A 19044-nucleotide genomic window follows, 5' to 3' on the forward strand; every position below is an offset into this window, starting at 1 on the left:
GCACTGTTCGTCATCAACGAATGATGTCGAAGCTGTAGTCAGTTTTGCCAAGAACGTTGGTCTTCTTGTCGATTTCGTCGAATATCTTGTCGAGGATCTTCACCAGCACATTCAGGCCGCCCTGATAGCCCCATACAGGGGAGCGGTGATGGTGATGCCGATCAAAAACTGGAAAGCCGATGCGGATCAGTGGCGTTCCAGTGTCACGCTCGAGATACTTGCCATAGGTGTTGCCAATCAGAAGATCGACCGGCTCGGTGAACAAGAGCGAGCGCATGTGCCAGAGGTCCCGGCCCGGATAGGACTGGCAGGTCTGCCCGAACGGTGAGCTTGCAAACAGCGCCTGCATTTTTTCCTGCCACGCCTTATTGCCGTTGGTCGACAGCACATGGGTCGGCTCGGCGCCAAGTTCGAGCAGAAAGGCAGCTAACCCATAGCAGAGATCTGGATCGCCATAGATCGCAAACTTCTTGCCATGGATATGCGCGCTGGAGTCAGCGATGGCATCAACCAAGCGGCCACGCTCTCGCGCGAGTTGCTCCGGGATCTCCTTGCCGCTGATGCGTGATAACGCCACGAGAAAGTCATCCGTTGCGGATACGCCCACCGGGTAATTGAAAGACACGACGTCCTGACCATGCTCGGATACAAACGGCAGCGTTTTTTCCGTACACCACTGCTGCATGGAGATTGTCGCCTTGGCGTGAATCGCGTTGGCCGCGTCTTCCAGCGTGGTGCCGCCGTCATACATGCGGAACTCGCCATCTGTCGGGGTGTCGAAGACTTCCGAATTATCGGCCAGTACCGTGTGTTGGATGCCCATCAATGCCAAGATGCGCTTGATCTCGCGAAGGTTTCCGACGGTGTAGCCATCGAACCCGCCAATGATGTTGATTGCCTCGTTTGGCTTGCGCTCTAGCTTTGGCGCTGTTCCAGCCTTGCCGTCCCAAAAATGCTCCAGAATGCCCTTGAGCGCGTTGTCATAGCCGGTGACGTGGCTGCCGACGAACGCTGGTGTGTGCGCGAACGGCACATCGAACTCCGTCGGAACAGAGCCTTTCTCCTTCGACGTCTTGATGAAGGCGTTGAGGTCATCGCCGATCACCTCAGCCATGCAGGTCGTGGAAACCGCGATCATCTTGGGTTTGTACATGTTGTAGCTGTTGGCGAGCCCGTCGATCATGTTGTTCAGGCCGCCAAATACAGCAGCGTCTTCCGTCATCGACGAAGAGACGCAGGAGCTCGGCTCCTTGAAGTGCCGCGACAGATGGCTGCGGTAATAGGCCACGCAGCCTTGCGAGCCGTGGACGAATGGCAGCGTGCCCTCAAAGCCAACCGAGGCGAATACGGCGCCAAGCGGCTGGCAGGCTTTGGCCGGATTTACCGCCAGCGCCTCCCGCGCAAAGTTCTTCTCGCGGTACTCCGGTGTTTTCGTCCATTCCTTGATACGTTCGACCTCAGCGGGATCGCGGGGATTCTCGAATATTTTCTTGGTGGCCAGCATCTGCTGATATTCTGGACCGCGGAACAGTTCGAGATGATCGAGCACGTGTTCTGCACTCTGCGCCATTGTTAAGATCCTTCACTATCGAAATTGGTATCGCCCCAGCTCTCCGCGGGGAGCGAGATCAGTTGCTTTATTCCGCGGCCAAGAGCTTGACTTTCGGCGCTTCTTTCCAGGGCGCCTTCGTCTTCTTCCAGACCGGCGAGTTGACAGCCATGTCCATGTCGCGCGCGAAGATCGCAAAGCCGTCATAGCCGTGATATGGGCCCGAATAGTCCCAGGAATGCATTTGCCGGAATGGCACACCCATCTTTTGGAAAACGTATTTTTCCTTGATGCCCGAGCCGACCAGGTCGGGCTGGAGCTTTTCGACGAAGCGCTCGAACTCATAGCCAGTGACGTCGTCGTAGATGAGCGTGCTGTCCTTTACGTAGTGCTGGGCGGTGCGCTGATAGTCATCGTTGTGGCCGAACTCGTACCCGGTGCCTACGACTTCCATCCCGAGGTCCTCGTATGCGCCAATCACGTGACGCGGACGAAGTCCGCCGACGTATAGCATCACCGTCTTGCCCTCCAGGCGAGGGCGATATTTTGCGATCACGGCGTTCACCAGCGGCTGGTACTTTTCAATCACCCGCTCGGCGCCTTCCTTGATCTTATCGTCGAAATAGCCCGCAATCTTGCGCAGCGATTCTGCGATCTTTGAAGGTCCGAAGAAGTTATATTCGCACCAGGGGATACCGAACTTTTCTTCCATGTGGCGGGAGATGTAGTTCATCGAACGGTAGCAATGCAGAATGTTGAGCTTTGCCTTCGGCGTCGCCTCGAGCTCGGCGAGCGAACCGTCACCGGACCACTGCGCAATCACCCGCAGTCCCATTTCCTCCAGCAGAATTCGCGATGACCAGGCGTCGCCGCCGATATTGTAATCTCCGATGATCGCAACATCGTACGGCGTCGGCTCGAACTTTGAATTGCCCTCGGGCTCGAGCTTGTCGAAAATCCAGTCGCGCACCGCATCATTGGCAATGTGGTGGCCGAGCGACTGCGACACGCCGCGAAAGCCCTCACAGCGGACCGGCACGATGGTCTTGCCGTCATATTCCTTGGATTTCGCTCTTGATACGGCCTCGATGTCATCCCCAATCAGTCCGATCGGGCATTCCGACTGGATAGTGATGCCGTTGTTGAGTGGAAAAAGCTCCTGGATTTCGTCAATGACTTTGACCAGCTTCTTGTCGCCACCAAATACGATATCCTTTTCCTGGAAGTCGGAGGTGAATTGCAGGGTCACGAAACTATCGATGCCCGTCGTGCCGACGTAGTAATTGCGCCGCGAGCCCCACGAATACTGACCGCAGCCAACCGGGCCATGGCTGATATGGACCATGTCCTTGATCGGTCCCCAGACCACCCCCTTGGACCCTGCATAGGCACAGCCTCTGATGGTCATCACTCCGGGTATGGATTTGATGTTGGACTTGACCCCGCAGTCGGACTTGCCGGCTTGGTGAACGTTGAGGTGCTTGGCGCGCCGTTTCGCGGTCTTCTCCGGATAGACCTTCAGCACCTCCTCAATCAGCTCTTTGTTGCGAGCCCTGATTTCTGCGATGCTCTGGGTCGTGGCGAGACTCATGCTGATGTCCTTCAAGGGTTAGCTATTGGGAGAGCGACTTCCTGAGCAAGACTTTTGCAACGAGCATGCCAATGCGGCGCGAGCACAAAAAGCAGAGTGATTGAAATCGATTAGCGCATTCCGTGGTCTCGGACTGGGTATTGTTGCTAACGCGACATCGCGCTTTGTCCGAAGAACCCTTCGTTTGGTCCTGTTCGAAATGGAACACGGGCTGGCACTACGTGAAATGCACCGCGCGATTTGCGGCGCGCGGCTGTTGATCGCCGTACTTCGCGATCACCCTGGCGGGAGGCAGCCCGCAACGAGGGAAACCGCCCGCAGGGCCGGCTGGCCGACTGCGGGCTTGCCAATGCCATCTATGCTTGCCGAGACCTACAGAGACTTACCTCTACGATGGCGATGATGCCCCATGGGCAAGACCTCATCATCATCCCGAGGTCAATACAAACTGGCCTAGCCACTTAGACGTGGCAAGCTCGCCGGCTCACGAGAACAGCTGCCGCGCCTTGATGAGCGCCAGCACGAGCGTATCAATCTCTTCACATGTGTTGTAAAGTCCGAAAGATGCGCGGCACGTCGCCAGCACGCCGAAGCGCTCGAGCAGCGGCATCGCGCAATGGCTCCCCGCCCGAACCGCTACTCCGGCACGGTCGATGACGGTGGCGATATCATGCGCATGCGCGCCTTTCATATCAAAGGAGATGACCGGCCCCTTCTCGGCCGTCGTCCCGATCATGCGCACGGAGTTGATGTCCCCCAGCTTCTCCTGCGCGTAAGCGAGCAGCGCGTTCTCGTGCTTGCGAATCCGCTCCTTGCCTATTGAATTGATGTAATCCACAGCCGCCCCCAAACCGATCGCCTCGACGATCGGCGGCGTACCTGCCTCGAACCGGTGCGGCGGACCACCATAGATGACGCCCGCACGCGAGACCTGACGGATCATCTCGCCGCCACCGTTGAAGGGCGGCATCGATGCCAGATGCTCAGACTTGCCGTAAAGCACGCCGATCCCGGTCGGACCATAGAGTTTGTGGCCTGTCATCACGTAGAAATCGCAATCGATGTTGCAGACGTCGACGGTCAGATGGACGCATCCTTGCGAGCCGTCGACCAGCACCGGGATACCACGCGCATGTGCGATCCTCACGACGTCTTTGACCGGCAGGACGGTACCTAGCACGTTCGACATCTGGGTGATCGCAACCATCTTGGTGCGCGGGGTCAGGAGCCGCTCAAATGCATCGAGCAGGAAGTTGCCGTCGTCATCCACTGGCGCCCATTTGATGACTGCGCCGAGCCGTTCCCTTAGAAAATGCCACGGTACGATATTGGAGTGGTGTTCCATAATAGACAGAACGATCTCATCACCCGGGGTGATGCGTTCACGGCCAAAGGTCTGGGCGACCAGATTGATGGCCTCCGTGGCGCTGCGGGTGAAGACGATCTCCTCGTTTAGATGTGCGTTCACAAATCGCGCCACCTTGGTACGGGCACCTTCATACGCCTCGGTCGCCGCGTTAGCGAGGTAGTGCAGGCCACGATGTACGTTGGCATACTCGCTGGAATACACCTGCATCATACGGTCAAGCACCGCCTTCGGCTTTTGCGCGGATGCAGCGTTATCGAGGTAAACAAGCGGCTTGCCGTACACCGTCATGGCCAGCGCAGGAAAGTCCGTACGCAGACGGTTGACCTCGTAACGACCATTGCTAATCGCGGGATGCACGCTCATCGCCGCGCCTGCAGCCAGTGTTCAGCTTGAACGGTCACAAAATCGCGTAGATTCTCGGCGGCGATCTCCTCAATCGGCTCGCCAAGGAACGCCTTTATCAGCAGTGCCTGCGCATCCTTCTCGGATAGACCCCGAGCGAGCAGATAGAATACGAGAGTGCCATCCAGCGAGCCTGATGTCGATCCGTGGCCGCAGGTCACGTCGTCAGCCAAGATTTCAAGTTCTGGCTTATTGTCCGCCTCGGCCTGGTCGGACAGAAGCAGCGCGCGCGTCGTCAGCGTGGCGTGCGTCTTCTGCGCGGCGGGACGAACGACGATTCGGCCCTGGAACACCGAGCGGCCGCAATCATCGACGACCGCGCGGAACTTCTCCCGACTGCTGCAATGTGGTGCGGCATGGTCGACGACGATTGTCGTATCGGCGTGCTGCTTTTCCCTGAGAAGATTGATCCCGTTCGCCGAGAGCTTGGATCCTTCGCCGGCCAGCGTGACGAATCCCTGATAGCGACTGATGGAACCGCTGCAGGTCATGTTGAAGAGATTGAGCTTCGCCCTGGCGCCGACTGCGATGATTCCCGACGAGATGTTCACGGCGTCAGCGGCATCGGCTGCCACCCGGATATGCGAAAGGCTCGCCTCGTCACCAACCAGGACGATGATCGCATCGTTGGTTTGATAACCGCTCGCGCCTTCAGCCGAAACGAACGTTTCCACCACAGCCGCATGCGCCCCTTCATCGAGCTGCACATAGGACCGCGTAAAGTTGGACACCGACAATCCGGTTGCTACGTGAACGATCTGAATCGGACGCTTCACCGCATGGCCCTCAGCAACCGTTATCACCAGGCCATCGGTCGCCATTGCGGCATTGAGCGAGATCACCGCATCAGTCGTCGTCGACAGCACCAGACCCGCTATCGCGCTATTGGCCGAGTTCTCCAGAACCTCACGCAACGACCGCACATTGACCCCATTCTCCAGCCTGCCGGCGTCGGATAGCTCAGGCGCGAATATGCCATCCACCAAAACGAGTTTGACCGCCTGATCGGCAGCCGCTTGTTTGGCCGACGTCTGCGCGCGCACCAGCGCAGCTGCGTCCGGTCGCGGAGCGAGTGGCAGTACCTCGCCGATCAGGGCGCGCAGATCGGTGTATTTCCAAGCCTCCATACGCCGATGCGGGAGGCCGGCACGCTCATAGGCCTCGAATGCCCTTGCACGGATACGGGCGACAGGGCCTGTGCCAGGCAGGCGTCCATGCGCCGCGGCGAAGACATTCCCCATTAGGCGTCCGGCGCCGGCTTTGGCTAAAACCTGGTTCATCAGGAAATTCCTTGAGCCGTCAGGCCGCGTCCTCGAATTGGGCGTAGCCACAAGCCTCGAGCTCCAGCGCGAGTTCTTTACTGCCGCTCTTCACCACCCGGCCCTTCGACATCACGTGCACGACATCGGGCACGATGTAGTTGAGCAGCCGCTGATAGTGGGTGATCACGACCATCGCGCGCTCCGGCGAGCGCAGCGCGTTGACGCCGTCGGCGGCAATCCGCAGCGCGTCGATATCGAGGCCGGAGTCTATCTCGTCCAGGATGCACAGACTCGGCTCGAACAGCGCCATCTGCAAAATCTCGTTGCGCTTCTTCTCGCCGCCGGAAAATCCGACATTGACGCCGCGCTTGAGCATGTCCTGTGGGATGTTGAGCGACTTGGCGACCTCGCGGACCTTTTTCAGAAATTCGGGGGTGGAGAATTCCTGTTGGGCGCGCGCCTTGCGCTGGGTGTTCAGCGCGGTGCGCAGGAAGTTCATGGTGGTCACGCCGGGGATCTCGACCGGATACTGGAACGCCAGGAACACGCCCTTAGCGGCCCGCTCATTGGCCTCCATCTCCAGGAGGTTCTCGCCCTTGAATAGGATTTGTCCGCTGGTGACCTCGTAGCCCGGCTTGCCGGCGATGACTTGAGAGAGCGTCGATTTGCCGGAGCCATTCGGCCCCATGATCGCGTGCACCTCACCCGCATTGATCGTAAGATCCAGGCCGCGAATAATTTCGCGGTCCTCGACATCAACATGCAAATCTCGGACTTCGAGTAGCGCCATTCTGATCTGATCCCTGAAATGCGTCATCCGGAACGGCGAGCCGTATTCGGGAGGGCTCGCGGGACGTTTAGTTATCCAACAGATCCCTCGAGCGAGATCGAGATCAACTTCTGTGCCTCCACCGCGAATTCCATTGGCAGTTTTTGCAGAACGTCCTTCGCGAAGCCGTTGACGACGAGGCCGACGGCCTGCTGCTCGCTTAAGCCTCTGTGCACGCAGTAGAACAGCACATCCTCGGAAATCTTCGACGTCGTCGCCTCATGCTCGAGTATCGCCGAGGCGTTCTTGGCCTCGACATAGGGGACGGTGTGAGCGCCGCATTTGTCGCCGATCAGGAGCGAATCGCAGGCGGTGTAGTTGCGTGCGCCGGTGGCTTTACGGTGCGCACTGACGAGGCCGCGATAGGTGTTCTGCGATTTGCCGGCGGCGATGCCCTTGGAGATGATCCGGCTCGACGTGTTCTTGCCGAGGTGGATCATCTTGGTGCCGCTATCGACCTGCTGGAAGCCGTTCGAGATCGCGATCGAGTAGAACTCGCCGCTCGAATTGTCGCCGCGCAGGATGCAGCTCGGATATTTCCAGGTGATCGCCGAACCGGTCTCGACCTGGGTCCAGGAGATCTTGGAATTCCGGCCGCGGCAGTCGCCGCGCTTGGTGACGAAATTGTAGATGCCGCCCTTGCCCTCGGAATTGCCGGGGTACCAGTTCTGCACCGTCGAATACTTGATCTCGGCGTCGTCAAGCGTGACCAGCTCGACCACCGCGGCATGCAGCTGGTTCTCGTCGCGCTGCGGCGCGGTGCAGCCTTCGAGATAGGAGACGTAGGAGCCCTTGTCGGCGATGATCAGCGTGCGCTCGAACTGGCCGGTGTTGCGCTCGTTGATGCGGAAATAGGTCGACAGCTCCATCGGGCAACGCACGCCCGGCGGCACGTAAACGAACGAGCCGTCGGAGAACACCGCCGAGTTCAGCGTCGCGAAGTAATTGTCCGTGGTCGGCACCACGGTGCCGAGATATTTCTGCACCAGCTCGGGATGCTCGCGGATCGCCTCCGAGATCGGCATGAAGATCACGCCGGCCGCCTTCAGCTCCTTCTGGAAGGTGGTCGCCACCGACACCGAATCGAACACGGCGTCGACCGCGATCTTGCGGCTGGGCGACGGCGCGCCGCCGGGCGGCGGCTCGACGCCTTCGAGGATCGCAACCTCGCGCAAGGGAATGCCGAGCTTCTCGTAGGTCTTGAGGATTTCCGGATCGATCTCGTCGATCGAGGACAGCGTCTTCTTCGGCTTCGGCGCCGCGTAGTAGTAGATGTCCTGATAGTCGATCTTCGGATAGTTGACGCGCGCCCAGGTCGGCTCGGTCATGGTCAGCCAGCGGCGATACGCCTCCAGGCGCCATTCCAGCATCCAAGCCGGCTCATTCTTCTTTGCAGAGATGAAGCGGACGGTGTCTTCCGACAGCCCCTTCGGGGCCTTGTCGGACTCGATCTGCGTCTCAAACCCATATCGATACTGGTCGACGTCGATGCGCCGGACGCGCTCGACCGTCTCATGTACAGCTACCATTGCCCACTCCGCTCGCGCAAGGACGACTCCAGCCAGTTCCGCTCCGCCCTCTCCGAGCTGATCGCGCAAGTCTCGGCCAACTCGGGGCCAGCGAGCGAGAGAATCAGGCGTCGGATCCAAAAGACGCACGCCGTCGGTAGTGTCGTCATCATGCTTCGCGCCGGAGCCCCACTCATCAGCTACTCCTTATGTCGGCACGCAGGTCTCGGGCACCGGGCAAACGACGGCGCATTGCGGCGCGTCAAAATGCCCCTCACATTGGGTGCACTTGGTCGGATTGATCACATAGATGTCGTTCTTCAGGCTGATCGCGGCGTTGGGACATTCGAACTCACACGCACCGCAGACGGTGCACTGGGACGCGATTATCTTGTAGGCCATTACTGCGATTCCATAAGCAGAAGGTGCGGGACGGTTTCTTGCGTTCAAGTCTTGTGCCAAAGAGCCTAGGTTTGATTTGTCTCGGCTATTTTCCATAGCGCATGTCGTCGCCTCGACGGCGTGTCGCAAATTCTACAATCGGCATCACAGTAGCTTGATCTCGATGCCGTGGTTTGAGCGCATCGTCGATCTGACGGCGGTCAGCCGACCAGGTGAACCGCGATCGCAGCCCCAGGGCGCCATCCTTCCCATTGCTGCGGTGGCGCGGCTACAATCAGGTCGCCCCGCCTCTTCCCAAGTGCTCCGCTGCTGCGTCAGGTCGCCCTGGCCCATTTTATTGGCTCTGCTCACCGGAACGACGGCGGATTCGGCGCGTCTCCACAACACGGCTAGAAACGGTCGCGGCGATCGCGCCAGATAAAGTCACACTCCGATCATCGCGGGCTCTCTGGGTGAGCGGCTGCACGCAATGTTCAATCCCCGCCGGCAAACCTGCATTCAGGTGCCATGTGTGGGGCGAAAGTACATTGTTTCGCATCACGAGGACGACTGAAATCCAAGCGTGATCGTCTAGCGATCCCGGCTTCGCTCGGCGTTCCAAACAAATGCCAACTGCGCTGAGCGGGTTGATAGAGCCGAAAAAAGGCCACCCCGAAGGGTGGCCCAAGTCAGGGAGGAAACGCCCCGTAAGGGCTTCTGGGATCAGGCCGCAGCCTGTTCGATCGGTGAGAAGGGGAGCCCGAGGCTCTCGGCCACGGCCTTGTAAGTTAGCCGGCCCCGATGGACATTGAGTCCCGCGCGCAGATGCGGATTTTCGAGCACGGCGGAAAAACCCTTATTGGCCAGAGCCAGGCCAAACGGCAGCGTGGCGTTGTTCAGTGCCTCGCTCGAGGTCAGCGGCACGGCGCCGGGCATATTGGCCACGCAATAATGAATGACGCCATCCACTTCGTAAGTTGGATCAGCGTGAGTAGTTGGGTGCGATGTCTCAAAGCAGCCGCCCTGATCGATAGCGACGTCCACGATCACGGCCCTCTTACGCATCGAACTCAGCATGCCCCGCCGGACTAGCTTCGGCGCGCTCGCACCTGGAACGAGCACCGCCCCAATCACCACATCGGCCGCAAATACCTCCTCCTCCACCGAGCCGATGGTCGAGAACCTGGTCCGAACGCGCCCTTCAAATAGCTCATCCAGCTCGCGGAGCCGGGGTATCGAGCGGTCGACGATGGTGACCTCTGCGCCCAAACCGATCGCCATGCGCGCCGCATGCGTACCAACGACGCCACCTCCAATCACCACGATCCGAGCCGGCTGAACGCCCGGCACCCCACCGATCAACAGCCCTCGTCCGCCTGCACTCCGCTTCAGGGCGCTACCCGCCGCTTCGATCGCAAGTCTACCCGCGACCTCGCTCATCGGTGCCAGCAGTGGAAGACCACCATGCGCATCAGTTACGGTCTCATAGGCGATCGCAGTGCATCCGGATTTTAGGAGCCCCTTGGCCTGCTCCGGATCCGGGGCCAGATGCAGATAAGTGAAGAGGATCTGGCTCTCCCGCAGCTGGCTCCATTCGGACGGCTGAGGCTCCTTAACCTTTACGATCATCTCGCTCGATGCGAATACCTCAACTGCGGAAGCTAGAATCGTTGCGCCGGCGTTGCGGTAATCGTCGTCGGTTGCACCAATGCCCGCGCCAGCATTGGTCTCGATCATCACGCGGTGGCCCGCGGCCACGTATTCGCGAACAGCTCCAGGGGTAAGGCCCACGCGATATTCGTCCGCCTTGATTTCCTTGGGAACTCCGACCTTCATTTGAAAACTCCCTGCCCGGAGAGCTTTTCTAATCGGAAGAGCGCAGCGATATTGCGACGCAGGCGCGCAAATGGCGCAGGAATTCGGCGATCTTTGACCAACGGCGCAGGATTCAAACAAACAGATACTGCGCGGATTGAATGACCACTCTGAGCTTAACCATCGTTCCCTCCGCGGCCGACGTCTTGATAACGTCTACTGAATTACCTTCCGCGGCGATGACAATGGGCCTTCCGCTCAGAGCGAACGTATCCTCACCTCATTGCCTGCGAATCACGCGTTGGCTATACGCGAGGTCCATGACTGCATAGAACCTTGGTGGTCAGTCCGTTCTCCCGAGCCGCCTAGACCCAGGAGGGGAGATCGCGAGTCTCTGATCTCAAAGCTGCTCTTGTGCAACAGTAGGCCCAAAATCAAGCGGCACGATGCAAGTCGAAGCCTTGTAAAGAGGCTTGTAGGAGCGGCCTACGCCTCCCTTCAGCCTTGGAGTGGCAAGTGGGAGCAACGACTTTGCCTGGGTTGAGCCACCGCGAGCTGCGCGATGGCATAAGTCGTTTCGGATTGGGTTCTCGGGTCGTGGAAAAGCTAACAACGAAAACCAAGCCTTGCCGAATTTCGTGACGAGTGAACATCGCAGCCTGCCAGTTGAGCAGGACCGGCCGCAAATTTTAGGCTCGTTTGTCGGTGCTGATGGCTAATGACCATTGATCTCAAATTTGGTTTCCCAAAACTCGGAAGATGCGCATGCATGACGCCTTCATGCCCGCCGCAAATGGGCGCGACGTGTTCAACAGATCCGTGGCAATTGTTCGCCCGACAACCAATCGACAATTCGTCCGCCGCCGAAACCGGTCGCCATCTGCACAAATTTGTGATCGTCAGCTACCGCCTCACCAATATCAGCTGCATCACATCCGAGCGGATGCGCCTTCATGGCTGCGAGCACGGCATCGGCCAAATCGGGCGCGACGATCGCAACGAGCTTGCCCTCATTAGCGACATGGATCGGATCAAGCCCAAGGAGTTCGCAAGTGGCCGCAACCGCGGGCTTCACCGGAATGGCCGCTTCCTGCAGACGGAACCCGAGTCCGGATTGATGCGCAATCTCGTTGAGGGAGGCCGCAAGACCGCCGCGCGTGGGGTCACGCATCACCCGGATGCCGCGGCCACCGGCCGCAACCATGACGGCTACAAGGTTATGCAGCGCTGCGGAATCCGAGACGATCTCGATTTGAAAGGCGACGTTGTGGCGCGTTGACATGATCGCCACCCCATGATCGCCGAGGCTACCGGACACCAGGACACGGTCCCCGACTCTTGCTTTGTCGGCGGACAGATCGAGCCCATCGGCCAGAACCCCGATCCCGGTCGTGGAGATGAACAGACCATCCGCCTTGCCGCGCTCGACGACCTTGGTGTCCCCAGTGATGATGTAAGCGCCGGCGCCGCGCGCCGCTTCGCCCATCGAATCCGCAATCGTCTTCAGATCCGAAAACCGGAAACCTTCCTCGATGATGAAGCTGGCCGATAGATAGAGAGGACGCGCGCCGGCCATGACGACATCATTGATCGTGCCGTGCACAGCGAGTGATCCGATATTGCCGCCGGGAAAGAACAGCGGCGAAACCACATAGCTATCGGTCGTCATCACCATCCTGCCTGTCGTAACGTCAAACGCCGACTGATCATTGCAGCGGGCGAGCCATTCATTGCCGAAGGCTTGGTGAAAAAGGCCCGAGATCAGCTGTGCCATGGCACGGCCCCCGGATCCGTGGGAAAGATCAACGCGTCCGTTCTCGAGGTCGAGCTTGCGTTGATCGGCCTTTACGCTCATGACATCCGCCTCCCCCCATCATCGCGAACTCGGCCATATGTCCAATACGCGGCACAAGCACCTTCCGATGAGACCATGCAGGACCCTATGGGAGTTTCCGGCGTGCAGACGGTTCCAAACAGCTTGCAGTCAACCGGCCGCTTGGCGCCGCGCAGGATCGCGCAGCACTCGCACGCCGGATTGTCGGCGACACGCAGCTCGTGCATCGCAAAACGCGCCTCGGCGTCATATCGCGCGTAAGCCCGCTTCAGCTTCAGTCCGCTGTTGGGTACGAGTCCAAGCCCACGCCATTCGAACTGCTCCCGCAGTTCGAATACCTGCAAGACCTCGTCCTTGGCACGCCGATTTCCTTCGCGCGTCACCGCGCGGCTGTATTGGTTCTCCACCTCATAACGGCCTTCGTTCACCTGCCGCACCAGCATCAGGATCGCCTGCATGACGTCGAGCGGTTCAAATCCCGCGATCACGATCGGCTTACCGAATTGTTCCGCCAGAGGCTCGTAAGGCCGCGTACCGATGATCGTGCTGACATGTGCAGGCCCGACGAAGCCGTCAATTGCGACCCCGCCGATATTGCGGATCTTCGGGTTCTCGAGAATGCTGTGCATCGCAGACGGAGTAAGCACGTGGTTGCAGAACACGCTGAGACCCTTCAGCTTCTTCTTCTCGGCAATCCGGATCATCACCGCTGTCGGGGGCGTCGTGGTCTCAAATCCGATGGCAAAGAAGACCACCTCTCGGCTCGGCACCTGTTCGGCGAGCCGGATAACGTCGAGCGTCGAATAGACCATCCGAATGTCAGCGCCGAGCGCTTTGGCTCGCAACAGGGACTGTCCTTGCGACCCGGGCGCGCGCATCAGGTCGCCGTAGACGCACAGGGTGACCTCCGGGCGCTCGACGAGCCGGATCGCCATGTCGATTCGGCTGGCGGGCAGAACGCAGACGGGACAACCCGGCCCGTGAATCATGCGGACATTCGCGGGCAGCAAATCCTCCAGGCCGTAGCGGGAGATCGCATGCGTGTGTCCGCCGCAGAATTCCATGAACCGATAGGCTCTTTGTGGACCGGCCTCGGCGCCAATCGCACGCGCCAGCCCCTGCGCGATGGTCTTGTCGCGAAATTCGTCGGCATATTTCATGATCGGAGCTCCAGCCCTGCGCGGCCCAGTTCTTGCAGGAGCTCCATCGTGCGCTTGGCTTCTATCGGGTCGATCTTGGCCAGCGCATGGCCGACATGGACAAGGACGCAGTCGCCGACGTCGAGTTCGTCGATGAGAGCGATCGATATTTCCAGGCTGACGCCGTCGATGGACACGATCGCCATGTCGTGGGGAAGAATTTTCGCGATCTTTGCCGGGACCGAAAGACACATATCAGGCTGTTCCTTCCAGGGCTGACGACTGTTCAGCAATCTGCAGGGCTGCAATCCAAGCCTGGCCAAGGCTCAAGCCACCATCATTGGGTGGCACCTGCCGTGGCATCAGCGGGATGAGACCGACGCCGCTGCAACCGCGCTGGATTTCATCCGCCAGCACCACGTTCAGGAAGCAGCCGCCGCTTAGAACAACGGTATTGACCCCGGTCGTTCGCGCAGAGTGCGCGACCCAGTCAATGCAGGCGGCGGCGAAGGTACCATGAAACAGCCCGGCTCCGTCCGCGGCGTCAATCTTGTCTGCAATCAAGCGTGCAAACAGCGGACGAAGCGACAGCACGCCGCCATCGATAGTCCAGCCGGCATCGAAAATCGCAGTCCGCCGCACCAGCGCCTCGAGCTTCATCGCAGCTTCGCCCTCATAGCTTTGCACACTCGCAATCCCCAGCAGCGCCGCTGCTGCATCGAACAACCGGCCCGCGCTGGTCGTGGTGGCCCCGCCCGGCTGATCAAGTAATGCCTGCACGCGCTCAGCCTGCCGTTGCGCTGCAAAGCGAGGCCCGATTTCGTTTCCCCGGCCGACCAACTGCAATATTGCGCTCGCCATGCGCCACGGCTCGCGGGCTGCACGATCTCCGCCAGGCATTTGCAGGGGCGCGAAATGCCCGATGCGTCGACACCTCATCCCTTCGCACAACAATAGCTCACCGCCCCAGTTGCCACCGTCGGAGCCAAAGCCATGGCCGTCGAGCACCAGCGCAAGCGCAGGTCCCGCATGGCCATGCTCAGCGATGACGGCCGCAGCGTGTGCGTGGTGATGCTGGACAGCGACCCGCGCCCGGCCGCTTGCTTCCGCAAACCGGATAGACGCCATATTGGGATGCAGATCATGGGCGATGACGACAGGCTCCACGTCAAGGGTCGATGTGAGGTGCCGGACCGTCTCCTCGAATACACAGATGCCTTCGGCCGTATCGAGATCGCCAATATGCTGGAACACGAAGGCTTCGTTGTCCCGCGTGATGGTGACGGTCGATTTCAGCGCGCCGCCGACGGCGAGCACGGGCGGCACAGACCTCGCAAGCCGGATCGGTTCGGGAACATAGCCACGAGCGCGACGAATGAATTGGGGCCGGCCCGCCACCACCGACACCACGGAGTCATCGGGACGCGTTAGGATCTCGCGATCATGGGTCACGACAAGGTCGGCGATCCCCTCGAGTCGTCGCAGCGCCTGCACGTTGTCGATCAGTAGCGGTTCGCCGCAAAGATTGGCACTGGTGGCGACGATGACGGGGCCGGGCCCCTCAAGCCATGCTCCTGTCGAGGCAAGCGCATGAAAGATGAGGTGATGCAGCGGGGCTACAGGCAGCATGACACCCACACGCGATAAGCCAGGAGCTATGCCGGGCGCTAGATGATTGCGTGTAGGTAGAAGGACGACGGGGCGAGCTACGGATTCGAGTAGCGCAAGCTCGGGCGCATTCGCGTCCGCGATCTCATTGACCCGCTCTATGGAACCGACCATGACCGCGAACGGTTTCTCAGGGCGCTGCTTTCTGCTGCGCAAGCGCTGCACGGCGCCCTGGTTGCGCGCGTCGCACAGCAGCTGGTACCCGCCCAGCCCCTTTATCGCCACGATTTGGCCGCCGGCGATCGCCGCGACAATGGCGTTGATCCCATGGCTGAGCCGAGGGCCACATGTCGGACACGCGATCGCCTCCGCATGGAACCTGCGGCTCGCCGGATCGACATATTCAGCCACGCAGGCGGCACAAAGCCTAAAAGCCTCCATAACCGTGTTGCGGCGATCGTATGGAAGCTGCTCGGCGATGGTATAGCGCGGGCCGCAATGCGAGCAACTGATGAAGGGATAAAGGTAATGGCGACTTTCTGGATCGAACAACTCACTGAGGCATTGCTGGCAAGTTGCGGCATCGGCGACGATCCGCGTTGACAACTTGCCACCTTCGCTCGTGCCGATCGAAAAGTCTTTCACCGCGAGCGCCGCGGTCTCCTGAACGCAGACGTGGTCGATGCGCGCCAGTGGAGGTGCCTCGAGCGGCAAAGCGGCGACAAACTCCGATGCACGGTCACCCTCGACCTCGATCGTGACGCCCTCGGGGCCATTGATGACAAATCCCGCCAAACCGTACCGCGTGGCGAGGCCATAGACGTAGGGACGAAAGCCGACCCCTTGCACAGCCCCGCTCACGCGCACGCGCAGCCGTTTTCGGTCGCCGCAAGCGGCGGTGGCGCTCATCGCCTTGTGTCCTCCGCGGCGCGCCTCAGATGCGCCGCCTGTTTATCGATCCAAGCGTAGAGCGCGCCAAACCCCTCGCCGGTACGCGCCGAAACCGCGAGCACTTCGATCGTTGGATTGACGCGCCTTGCATATTCGATGGTCCTGCCCAACTCGAACTCAAGCACGGACACCAGATCAATCTTGTTGATCAGCATAAGCGAAGAAGCGGCAAACATATCCGGATATTTGAGCGGTTTGTCTTCACCTTCGGTAGTCGATAACACCACGATCTTGCAGGCCTCGCCAAGATCAAAGGCTGCGGGACAGACCAGATTACCGACGTTCTCGATGAAGAGAATACCTCGCGTGAGCAGCGGCAAGCGGCGATAAGCCTCGCCAATCATTGCAGCATCGAGATGGCAACCCTTGCCGGTATTGATTTGAATAGCTGGCACGCCGACCGCCCGAATGCGTTCGGCATCGTTCGAGGTCTGCTGGTCGCCTTCGATGACCCCGATCGGGCGGCTGCGCCTGAGCTCGGACGCGGCGCGGACAAGCAGCGACGTTTTGCCTGCACCGGGACTGGACACAAGATTAAACACGAGCAGATCATCGGCCACGAAGCGCGCGCGGTTGTCCACCGCGATCCCGTTATTCTTGCCAAGGATGTCGCGCCCGATCTGAATGACCCGCTCGCTGCTCATGCCCGAGACCTTCAAGGCAGCCGGGCCGGCGCCGCAGCTCGGAAACGCCTGCCCACCATGAGCCTGCTGATGGCCAGGACGATCGTGGTGATTATGACTGTGGCGAGCCCGATATGAATGCTGCAGGCTTTGGTCACCATGCAGATGGACGTGATGGCGATCGCAATCGTCCTGCACATGAGCACGGCAACACCCCTGGCCTTGCCCATCATCCGCTTCGGCGTGTCCGGTTAAAGACGCCTGTTCGCCGCAACCACATACGGTACACATCAATCGATCTCCAGCTCTTTCACTCGCATCTGTTCGCCCGCGGTTACCTGCAACTGATAGCTGCCGCAGCAAGGACAGCACTCACCTCGCCGCGCAATTTCCACGCTCTTCGAACAGGTCATGCACCAGGCCAGGCCGGGGAGTTCGACGATTTTTAGAACCGCGCCATCGGCAACGGTCCGCGTTGCAACGGCTGCAAAGCAAAACATGATCGCTTCGGGCGCGACATGGCTCAGCGCCCCGATTTCCAGGCAGACGCTCCGAACCTGCGAAAACGATCGGCGACGCAACTCTTGCTCGACGATTTCGATGATGCCCAGACAAAGCGCCATTTCATGCATCGCCAACTTCGCGAAGATTGAGTGTGAAGCCGACGCAGGGGTCGAGCGATGCAATCGCCGCACGAACCGCATCCTGATGTCGTCGCGCCGTCAGCACCGCGCCCTGCAGGCTCCGGACAAGCGGTCCGCGCCGATGGAAATTCCATTCCGTCGGCGGAAGAAATTCGAAGCGGGATATCTGGCCCTGAGGATCAAGCTCAACCGCGTGATAGAGGCGACCCCTGGCGCATTCGACCGCGGCCGCTGCACGGCCAGGGCCTAGTCTGTAGCTTTCGATGATCCCGTGCTCGGCCGAATCGATGTGAGCACCGGCCTTGAGCCAAGCGCATAGCCGAACGATTTCCGCAATTCTGGCCTTCAGCCGTTCGACCGCCCCCGACCGACCCGGCGGGAGCCGATCACGCGTCATCTGGCGCGCCCATGGACCCGTCTCGGGCGCATGCCCCTCAAGATCGGGACAATAGCAAAATGTCGCGTCATTCGCGAGCAGCCGTTCAACGATGTTGCGGTCGTCGGCAACCGACAGGAACGAGTGCTCGATCGGGACTGACTTCAAGTCGACCTCATCAAGCGCCGCAATGCGAAGCGCGAATGGGCTACCTGGCCTCAGCGCGCCATCTTCATTCGTTATGCCGAGCGCGGCGAGCGCGGTCACAATCTGCGCTATCGCTTCGCGTCGAGCAGAGCCGCAGGCTGGCTGTGCGCTGCCCACAAGCACTGAGATTCCCCGCATCAGGGAGCGGATCGCAGCCGCATTGGCGATGTTCGGCGTGAGATGTCCGACAAAGAGACTACGCAGCAATTCTGCGATGCGCTCGGCAACGACGAGGGTAATACGACGCTGCTTTGTCGAGCGGATGATCTCTTGGTCGCGCGCGGCCTCGACCGCGGACAGCAATGCAGTTTGTTGCGCAACGGCACATAACGCGAAGAGCCGCGGCAGGGCCTTGAGCAACGACAAGGCCTGCTTGCCGGCGAACAGCCGTGCCAGCGGCGGCCGGACTCGTGGCAGGATCTCGACTGCGGCGATTACGTCAGCAGCAAGCGATACGGTGACTTCGATCTTGTTGCGGGCGGTGAAGCTCATGCGCACCGTTCCGCCATCATCTCGCGCAAGAAACGCCAGCGGTCGCGCGAACTGAGATCTGGCGAATGGATCCGATGTGACGCTGGCCGGTCGTCCCGCCACATCATGGCAGGGACCGCCACTTCGGCACGGGCGGACCGCATGTCTTCGTGCGCGAAGAACGCCGACAACAGCGCGCAACAGGCAATCAAGCCCAATAGCGCGATCTCGCTGACAATAAGTTCAATTTTGCCGGCTCGAACTCTCGATTTCCGCTCAACACGTGGTTGCCGAGTGCCGTTACGCAGGATGACAACCACCTTCATAACCCAAGGCGCGCCCATCATGCCAACGACCCGCGCTCACGCGTGCGAAATCTGATCACTTCGACCCCGAACGGTTCGTTCGAGCGTCGGGGGAGATGCTTGCGGCAACCTATTGGGATATTGCGCCACCGTGCATGCGCGCGCCGTCCGCGAGAGCCC

At 60.1% G+C, this 19044-nt stretch carries 16 protein-coding genes; all 16 read right to left on the minus strand.

The genetic code is table 11. The features are described from left to right. Nucleotides 1-13: 13 nt before the first annotated feature. The 16 genes from nifK to AAFG07_RS34175 all read right to left on the minus strand — a co-directional run bounded on the left by nifK (nucleotide 14) and on the right by AAFG07_RS34175 (nucleotide 18885). Nucleotides 14-1570, minus strand: coding sequence for a nitrogenase molybdenum-iron protein subunit beta (gene nifK, locus AAFG07_RS34100; protein ID WP_342724080.1), 1557 nt, complete (start codon nucleotides 1568-1570; stop codon nucleotides 14-16). Nucleotides 1571-1637: 67 nt separating this feature from the next. Further along, nucleotides 1638-3140 (minus strand): nitrogenase molybdenum-iron protein alpha chain, encoded by a 1503-nt coding sequence (nifD, locus tag AAFG07_RS34105; RefSeq protein WP_342724081.1) that lies wholly within the window; start codon nucleotides 3138-3140, stop codon nucleotides 1638-1640. A 484-nt stretch (nucleotides 3141-3624) separates the two neighbouring features. Beyond that, a complete protein-coding gene (locus AAFG07_RS34110) occupies nucleotides 3625-4872 on the minus strand; it encodes a cysteine desulfurase (protein ID WP_342724082.1) in 1248 nt (415 codons plus the stop codon). After that, a complete protein-coding gene (gene sufD, locus AAFG07_RS34115; protein ID WP_342724083.1) occupies nucleotides 4869-6191 on the minus strand; it encodes a Fe-S cluster assembly protein SufD in 1323 nt (440 codons plus the stop codon). Before sufD ends, AAFG07_RS34110 begins: the two co-directional genes overlap by 4 nt. A 19-nt stretch (nucleotides 6192-6210) precedes the next feature. Further along, the gene (gene sufC / locus AAFG07_RS34120; RefSeq protein ID WP_342724084.1) at nucleotides 6211-6963 is read right to left on the minus strand and encodes a Fe-S cluster assembly ATPase SufC; all 753 of its coding nucleotides are present in this window, start codon (nucleotides 6961-6963) and stop codon (nucleotides 6211-6213) included. A 71-nt stretch (nucleotides 6964-7034) separates the two neighbouring features. Beyond that, nucleotides 7035-8531: a Fe-S cluster assembly protein SufB gene (sufB, locus tag AAFG07_RS34125; protein WP_342724085.1), complete on the minus strand. Its 1497-nt coding sequence runs from the start codon at nucleotides 8529-8531 to the stop codon at nucleotides 7035-7037. A 186-nt stretch (nucleotides 8532-8717) separates the two neighbouring features. Next, on the minus strand, nucleotides 8718-8912 hold the full coding sequence (locus tag AAFG07_RS34130) for a 4Fe-4S binding protein (protein ID WP_342724086.1): 195 nt from the start codon (nucleotides 8910-8912) through the stop codon (nucleotides 8718-8720). 702 nt (nucleotides 8913-9614) lie between these two features. Continuing rightward, nucleotides 9615-10727: an alanine dehydrogenase gene (ald, locus tag AAFG07_RS34135; protein ID WP_342724087.1), complete on the minus strand. Its 1113-nt coding sequence runs from the start codon at nucleotides 10725-10727 to the stop codon at nucleotides 9615-9617. 787 nt (nucleotides 10728-11514) lie between these two features. Beyond that, the gene (gene hypE, locus AAFG07_RS34140) at nucleotides 11515-12561 is read right to left on the minus strand and encodes a hydrogenase expression/formation protein HypE (protein ID WP_342724088.1); all 1047 of its coding nucleotides are present in this window, start codon (nucleotides 12559-12561) and stop codon (nucleotides 11515-11517) included. Next, the gene (hypD, locus tag AAFG07_RS34145; protein WP_342724089.1) at nucleotides 12558-13700 is read right to left on the minus strand and encodes a hydrogenase formation protein HypD; all 1143 of its coding nucleotides are present in this window, start codon (nucleotides 13698-13700) and stop codon (nucleotides 12558-12560) included. Before hypD ends, hypE begins: the two co-directional genes overlap by 4 nt. After that, entirely contained in the window at nucleotides 13697-13933 is a 237-nt protein-coding gene (locus tag AAFG07_RS34150) for a HypC/HybG/HupF family hydrogenase formation chaperone (RefSeq protein ID WP_342724090.1), read from the minus strand. Before AAFG07_RS34150 ends, hypD begins: the two co-directional genes overlap by 4 nt. Before the next feature lies 1 nt (nucleotide 13934). Beyond that, nucleotides 13935-16196: a carbamoyltransferase HypF gene (gene hypF, locus AAFG07_RS34155; RefSeq protein WP_342724091.1), complete on the minus strand. Its 2262-nt coding sequence runs from the start codon at nucleotides 16194-16196 to the stop codon at nucleotides 13935-13937. Continuing rightward, the gene (hypB, locus tag AAFG07_RS34160) at nucleotides 16193-17152 is read right to left on the minus strand and encodes a hydrogenase nickel incorporation protein HypB (protein ID WP_342724092.1); all 960 of its coding nucleotides are present in this window, start codon (nucleotides 17150-17152) and stop codon (nucleotides 16193-16195) included. The genes hypF and hypB overlap by 4 nt, the downstream gene beginning before the upstream one ends. Beyond that, nucleotides 17152-17493, minus strand: coding sequence for a hydrogenase maturation nickel metallochaperone HypA (hypA, locus tag AAFG07_RS34165; protein ID WP_342724093.1), 342 nt, complete (start codon nucleotides 17491-17493; stop codon nucleotides 17152-17154). The genes hypB and hypA overlap by 1 nt, the downstream gene beginning before the upstream one ends. Beyond that, nucleotides 17486-18580 carry a hypothetical protein gene (locus tag AAFG07_RS34170; RefSeq protein ID WP_342724094.1) on the minus strand — a complete coding sequence of 365 codons (1095 nt, stop codon included), beginning with the start codon at nucleotides 18578-18580 and terminating at the stop codon, nucleotides 17486-17488. The genes hypA and AAFG07_RS34170 overlap by 8 nt, the downstream gene beginning before the upstream one ends. Further along, the gene (locus AAFG07_RS34175) at nucleotides 18577-18885 is read right to left on the minus strand and encodes a hypothetical protein (protein WP_342724095.1); all 309 of its coding nucleotides are present in this window, start codon (nucleotides 18883-18885) and stop codon (nucleotides 18577-18579) included. The genes AAFG07_RS34170 and AAFG07_RS34175 overlap by 4 nt, the downstream gene beginning before the upstream one ends. Between the last annotated feature and the right edge of the window lie 159 nt (nucleotides 18886-19044).

Source organism: Bradyrhizobium sp. B097, from assembly GCF_038957035.1.
GTDB lineage: Bacteria > Pseudomonadota > Alphaproteobacteria > Rhizobiales > Xanthobacteraceae > Bradyrhizobium.

What these genes read in the sequence shown, in the direction of transcription:
- nifK (WP_342724080.1), bottom strand. Translation starts at nt 1,570, where the DNA reads ATGGCGCAGAGTGCAGAACACGTGCTCGATCATCTCGAACTGTTCCGC.
- nifD (WP_342724081.1), bottom strand. Translation starts at nt 3,140, where the DNA reads ATGAGTCTCGCCACGACCCAGAGCATCGCAGAAATCAGGGCTCGCAAC.
- AAFG07_RS34110 (WP_342724082.1), bottom strand. Translation starts at nt 4,872, where the DNA reads ATGAGCGTGCATCCCGCGATTAGCAATGGTCGTTACGAGGTCAACCGT.
- sufD (WP_342724083.1), bottom strand. Translation starts at nt 6,191, where the DNA reads ATGAACCAGGTTTTAGCCAAAGCCGGCGCCGGACGCCTAATGGGGAAT.
- sufC (WP_342724084.1), bottom strand. Translation starts at nt 6,963, where the DNA reads ATGGCGCTACTCGAAGTCCGAGATTTGCATGTTGATGTCGAGGACCGC.
- sufB (WP_342724085.1), bottom strand. Translation starts at nt 8,531, where the DNA reads ATGGTAGCTGTACATGAGACGGTCGAGCGCGTCCGGCGCATCGACGTC.
- AAFG07_RS34130 (WP_342724086.1), bottom strand. Translation starts at nt 8,912, where the DNA reads ATGGCCTACAAGATAATCGCGTCCCAGTGCACCGTCTGCGGTGCGTGT.
- ald (WP_342724087.1), bottom strand. Translation starts at nt 10,727, where the DNA reads ATGAAGGTCGGAGTTCCCAAGGAAATCAAGGCGGACGAATATCGCGTG.
- hypE (WP_342724088.1), bottom strand. Translation starts at nt 12,561, where the DNA reads ATGAGCGTAAAGGCCGATCAACGCAAGCTCGACCTCGAGAACGGACGC.
- hypD (WP_342724089.1), bottom strand. Translation starts at nt 13,700, where the DNA reads ATGAAATATGCCGACGAATTTCGCGACAAGACCATCGCGCAGGGGCTG.
- AAFG07_RS34150 (WP_342724090.1), bottom strand. Translation starts at nt 13,933, where the DNA reads ATGTGTCTTTCGGTCCCGGCAAAGATCGCGAAAATTCTTCCCCACGAC.
- hypF (WP_342724091.1), bottom strand. Translation starts at nt 16,196, where the DNA reads ATGAGCGCCACCGCCGCTTGCGGCGACCGAAAACGGCTGCGCGTGCGC.
- hypB (WP_342724092.1), bottom strand. Translation starts at nt 17,152, where the DNA reads ATGTGTACCGTATGTGGTTGCGGCGAACAGGCGTCTTTAACCGGACAC.
- hypA (WP_342724093.1), bottom strand. Translation starts at nt 17,493, where the DNA reads ATGCATGAAATGGCGCTTTGTCTGGGCATCATCGAAATCGTCGAGCAA.
- AAFG07_RS34170 (WP_342724094.1), bottom strand. Translation starts at nt 18,580, where the DNA reads ATGAGCTTCACCGCCCGCAACAAGATCGAAGTCACCGTATCGCTTGCT.
- AAFG07_RS34175 (WP_342724095.1), bottom strand. Translation starts at nt 18,885, where the DNA reads ATGAAGGTGGTTGTCATCCTGCGTAACGGCACTCGGCAACCACGTGTT.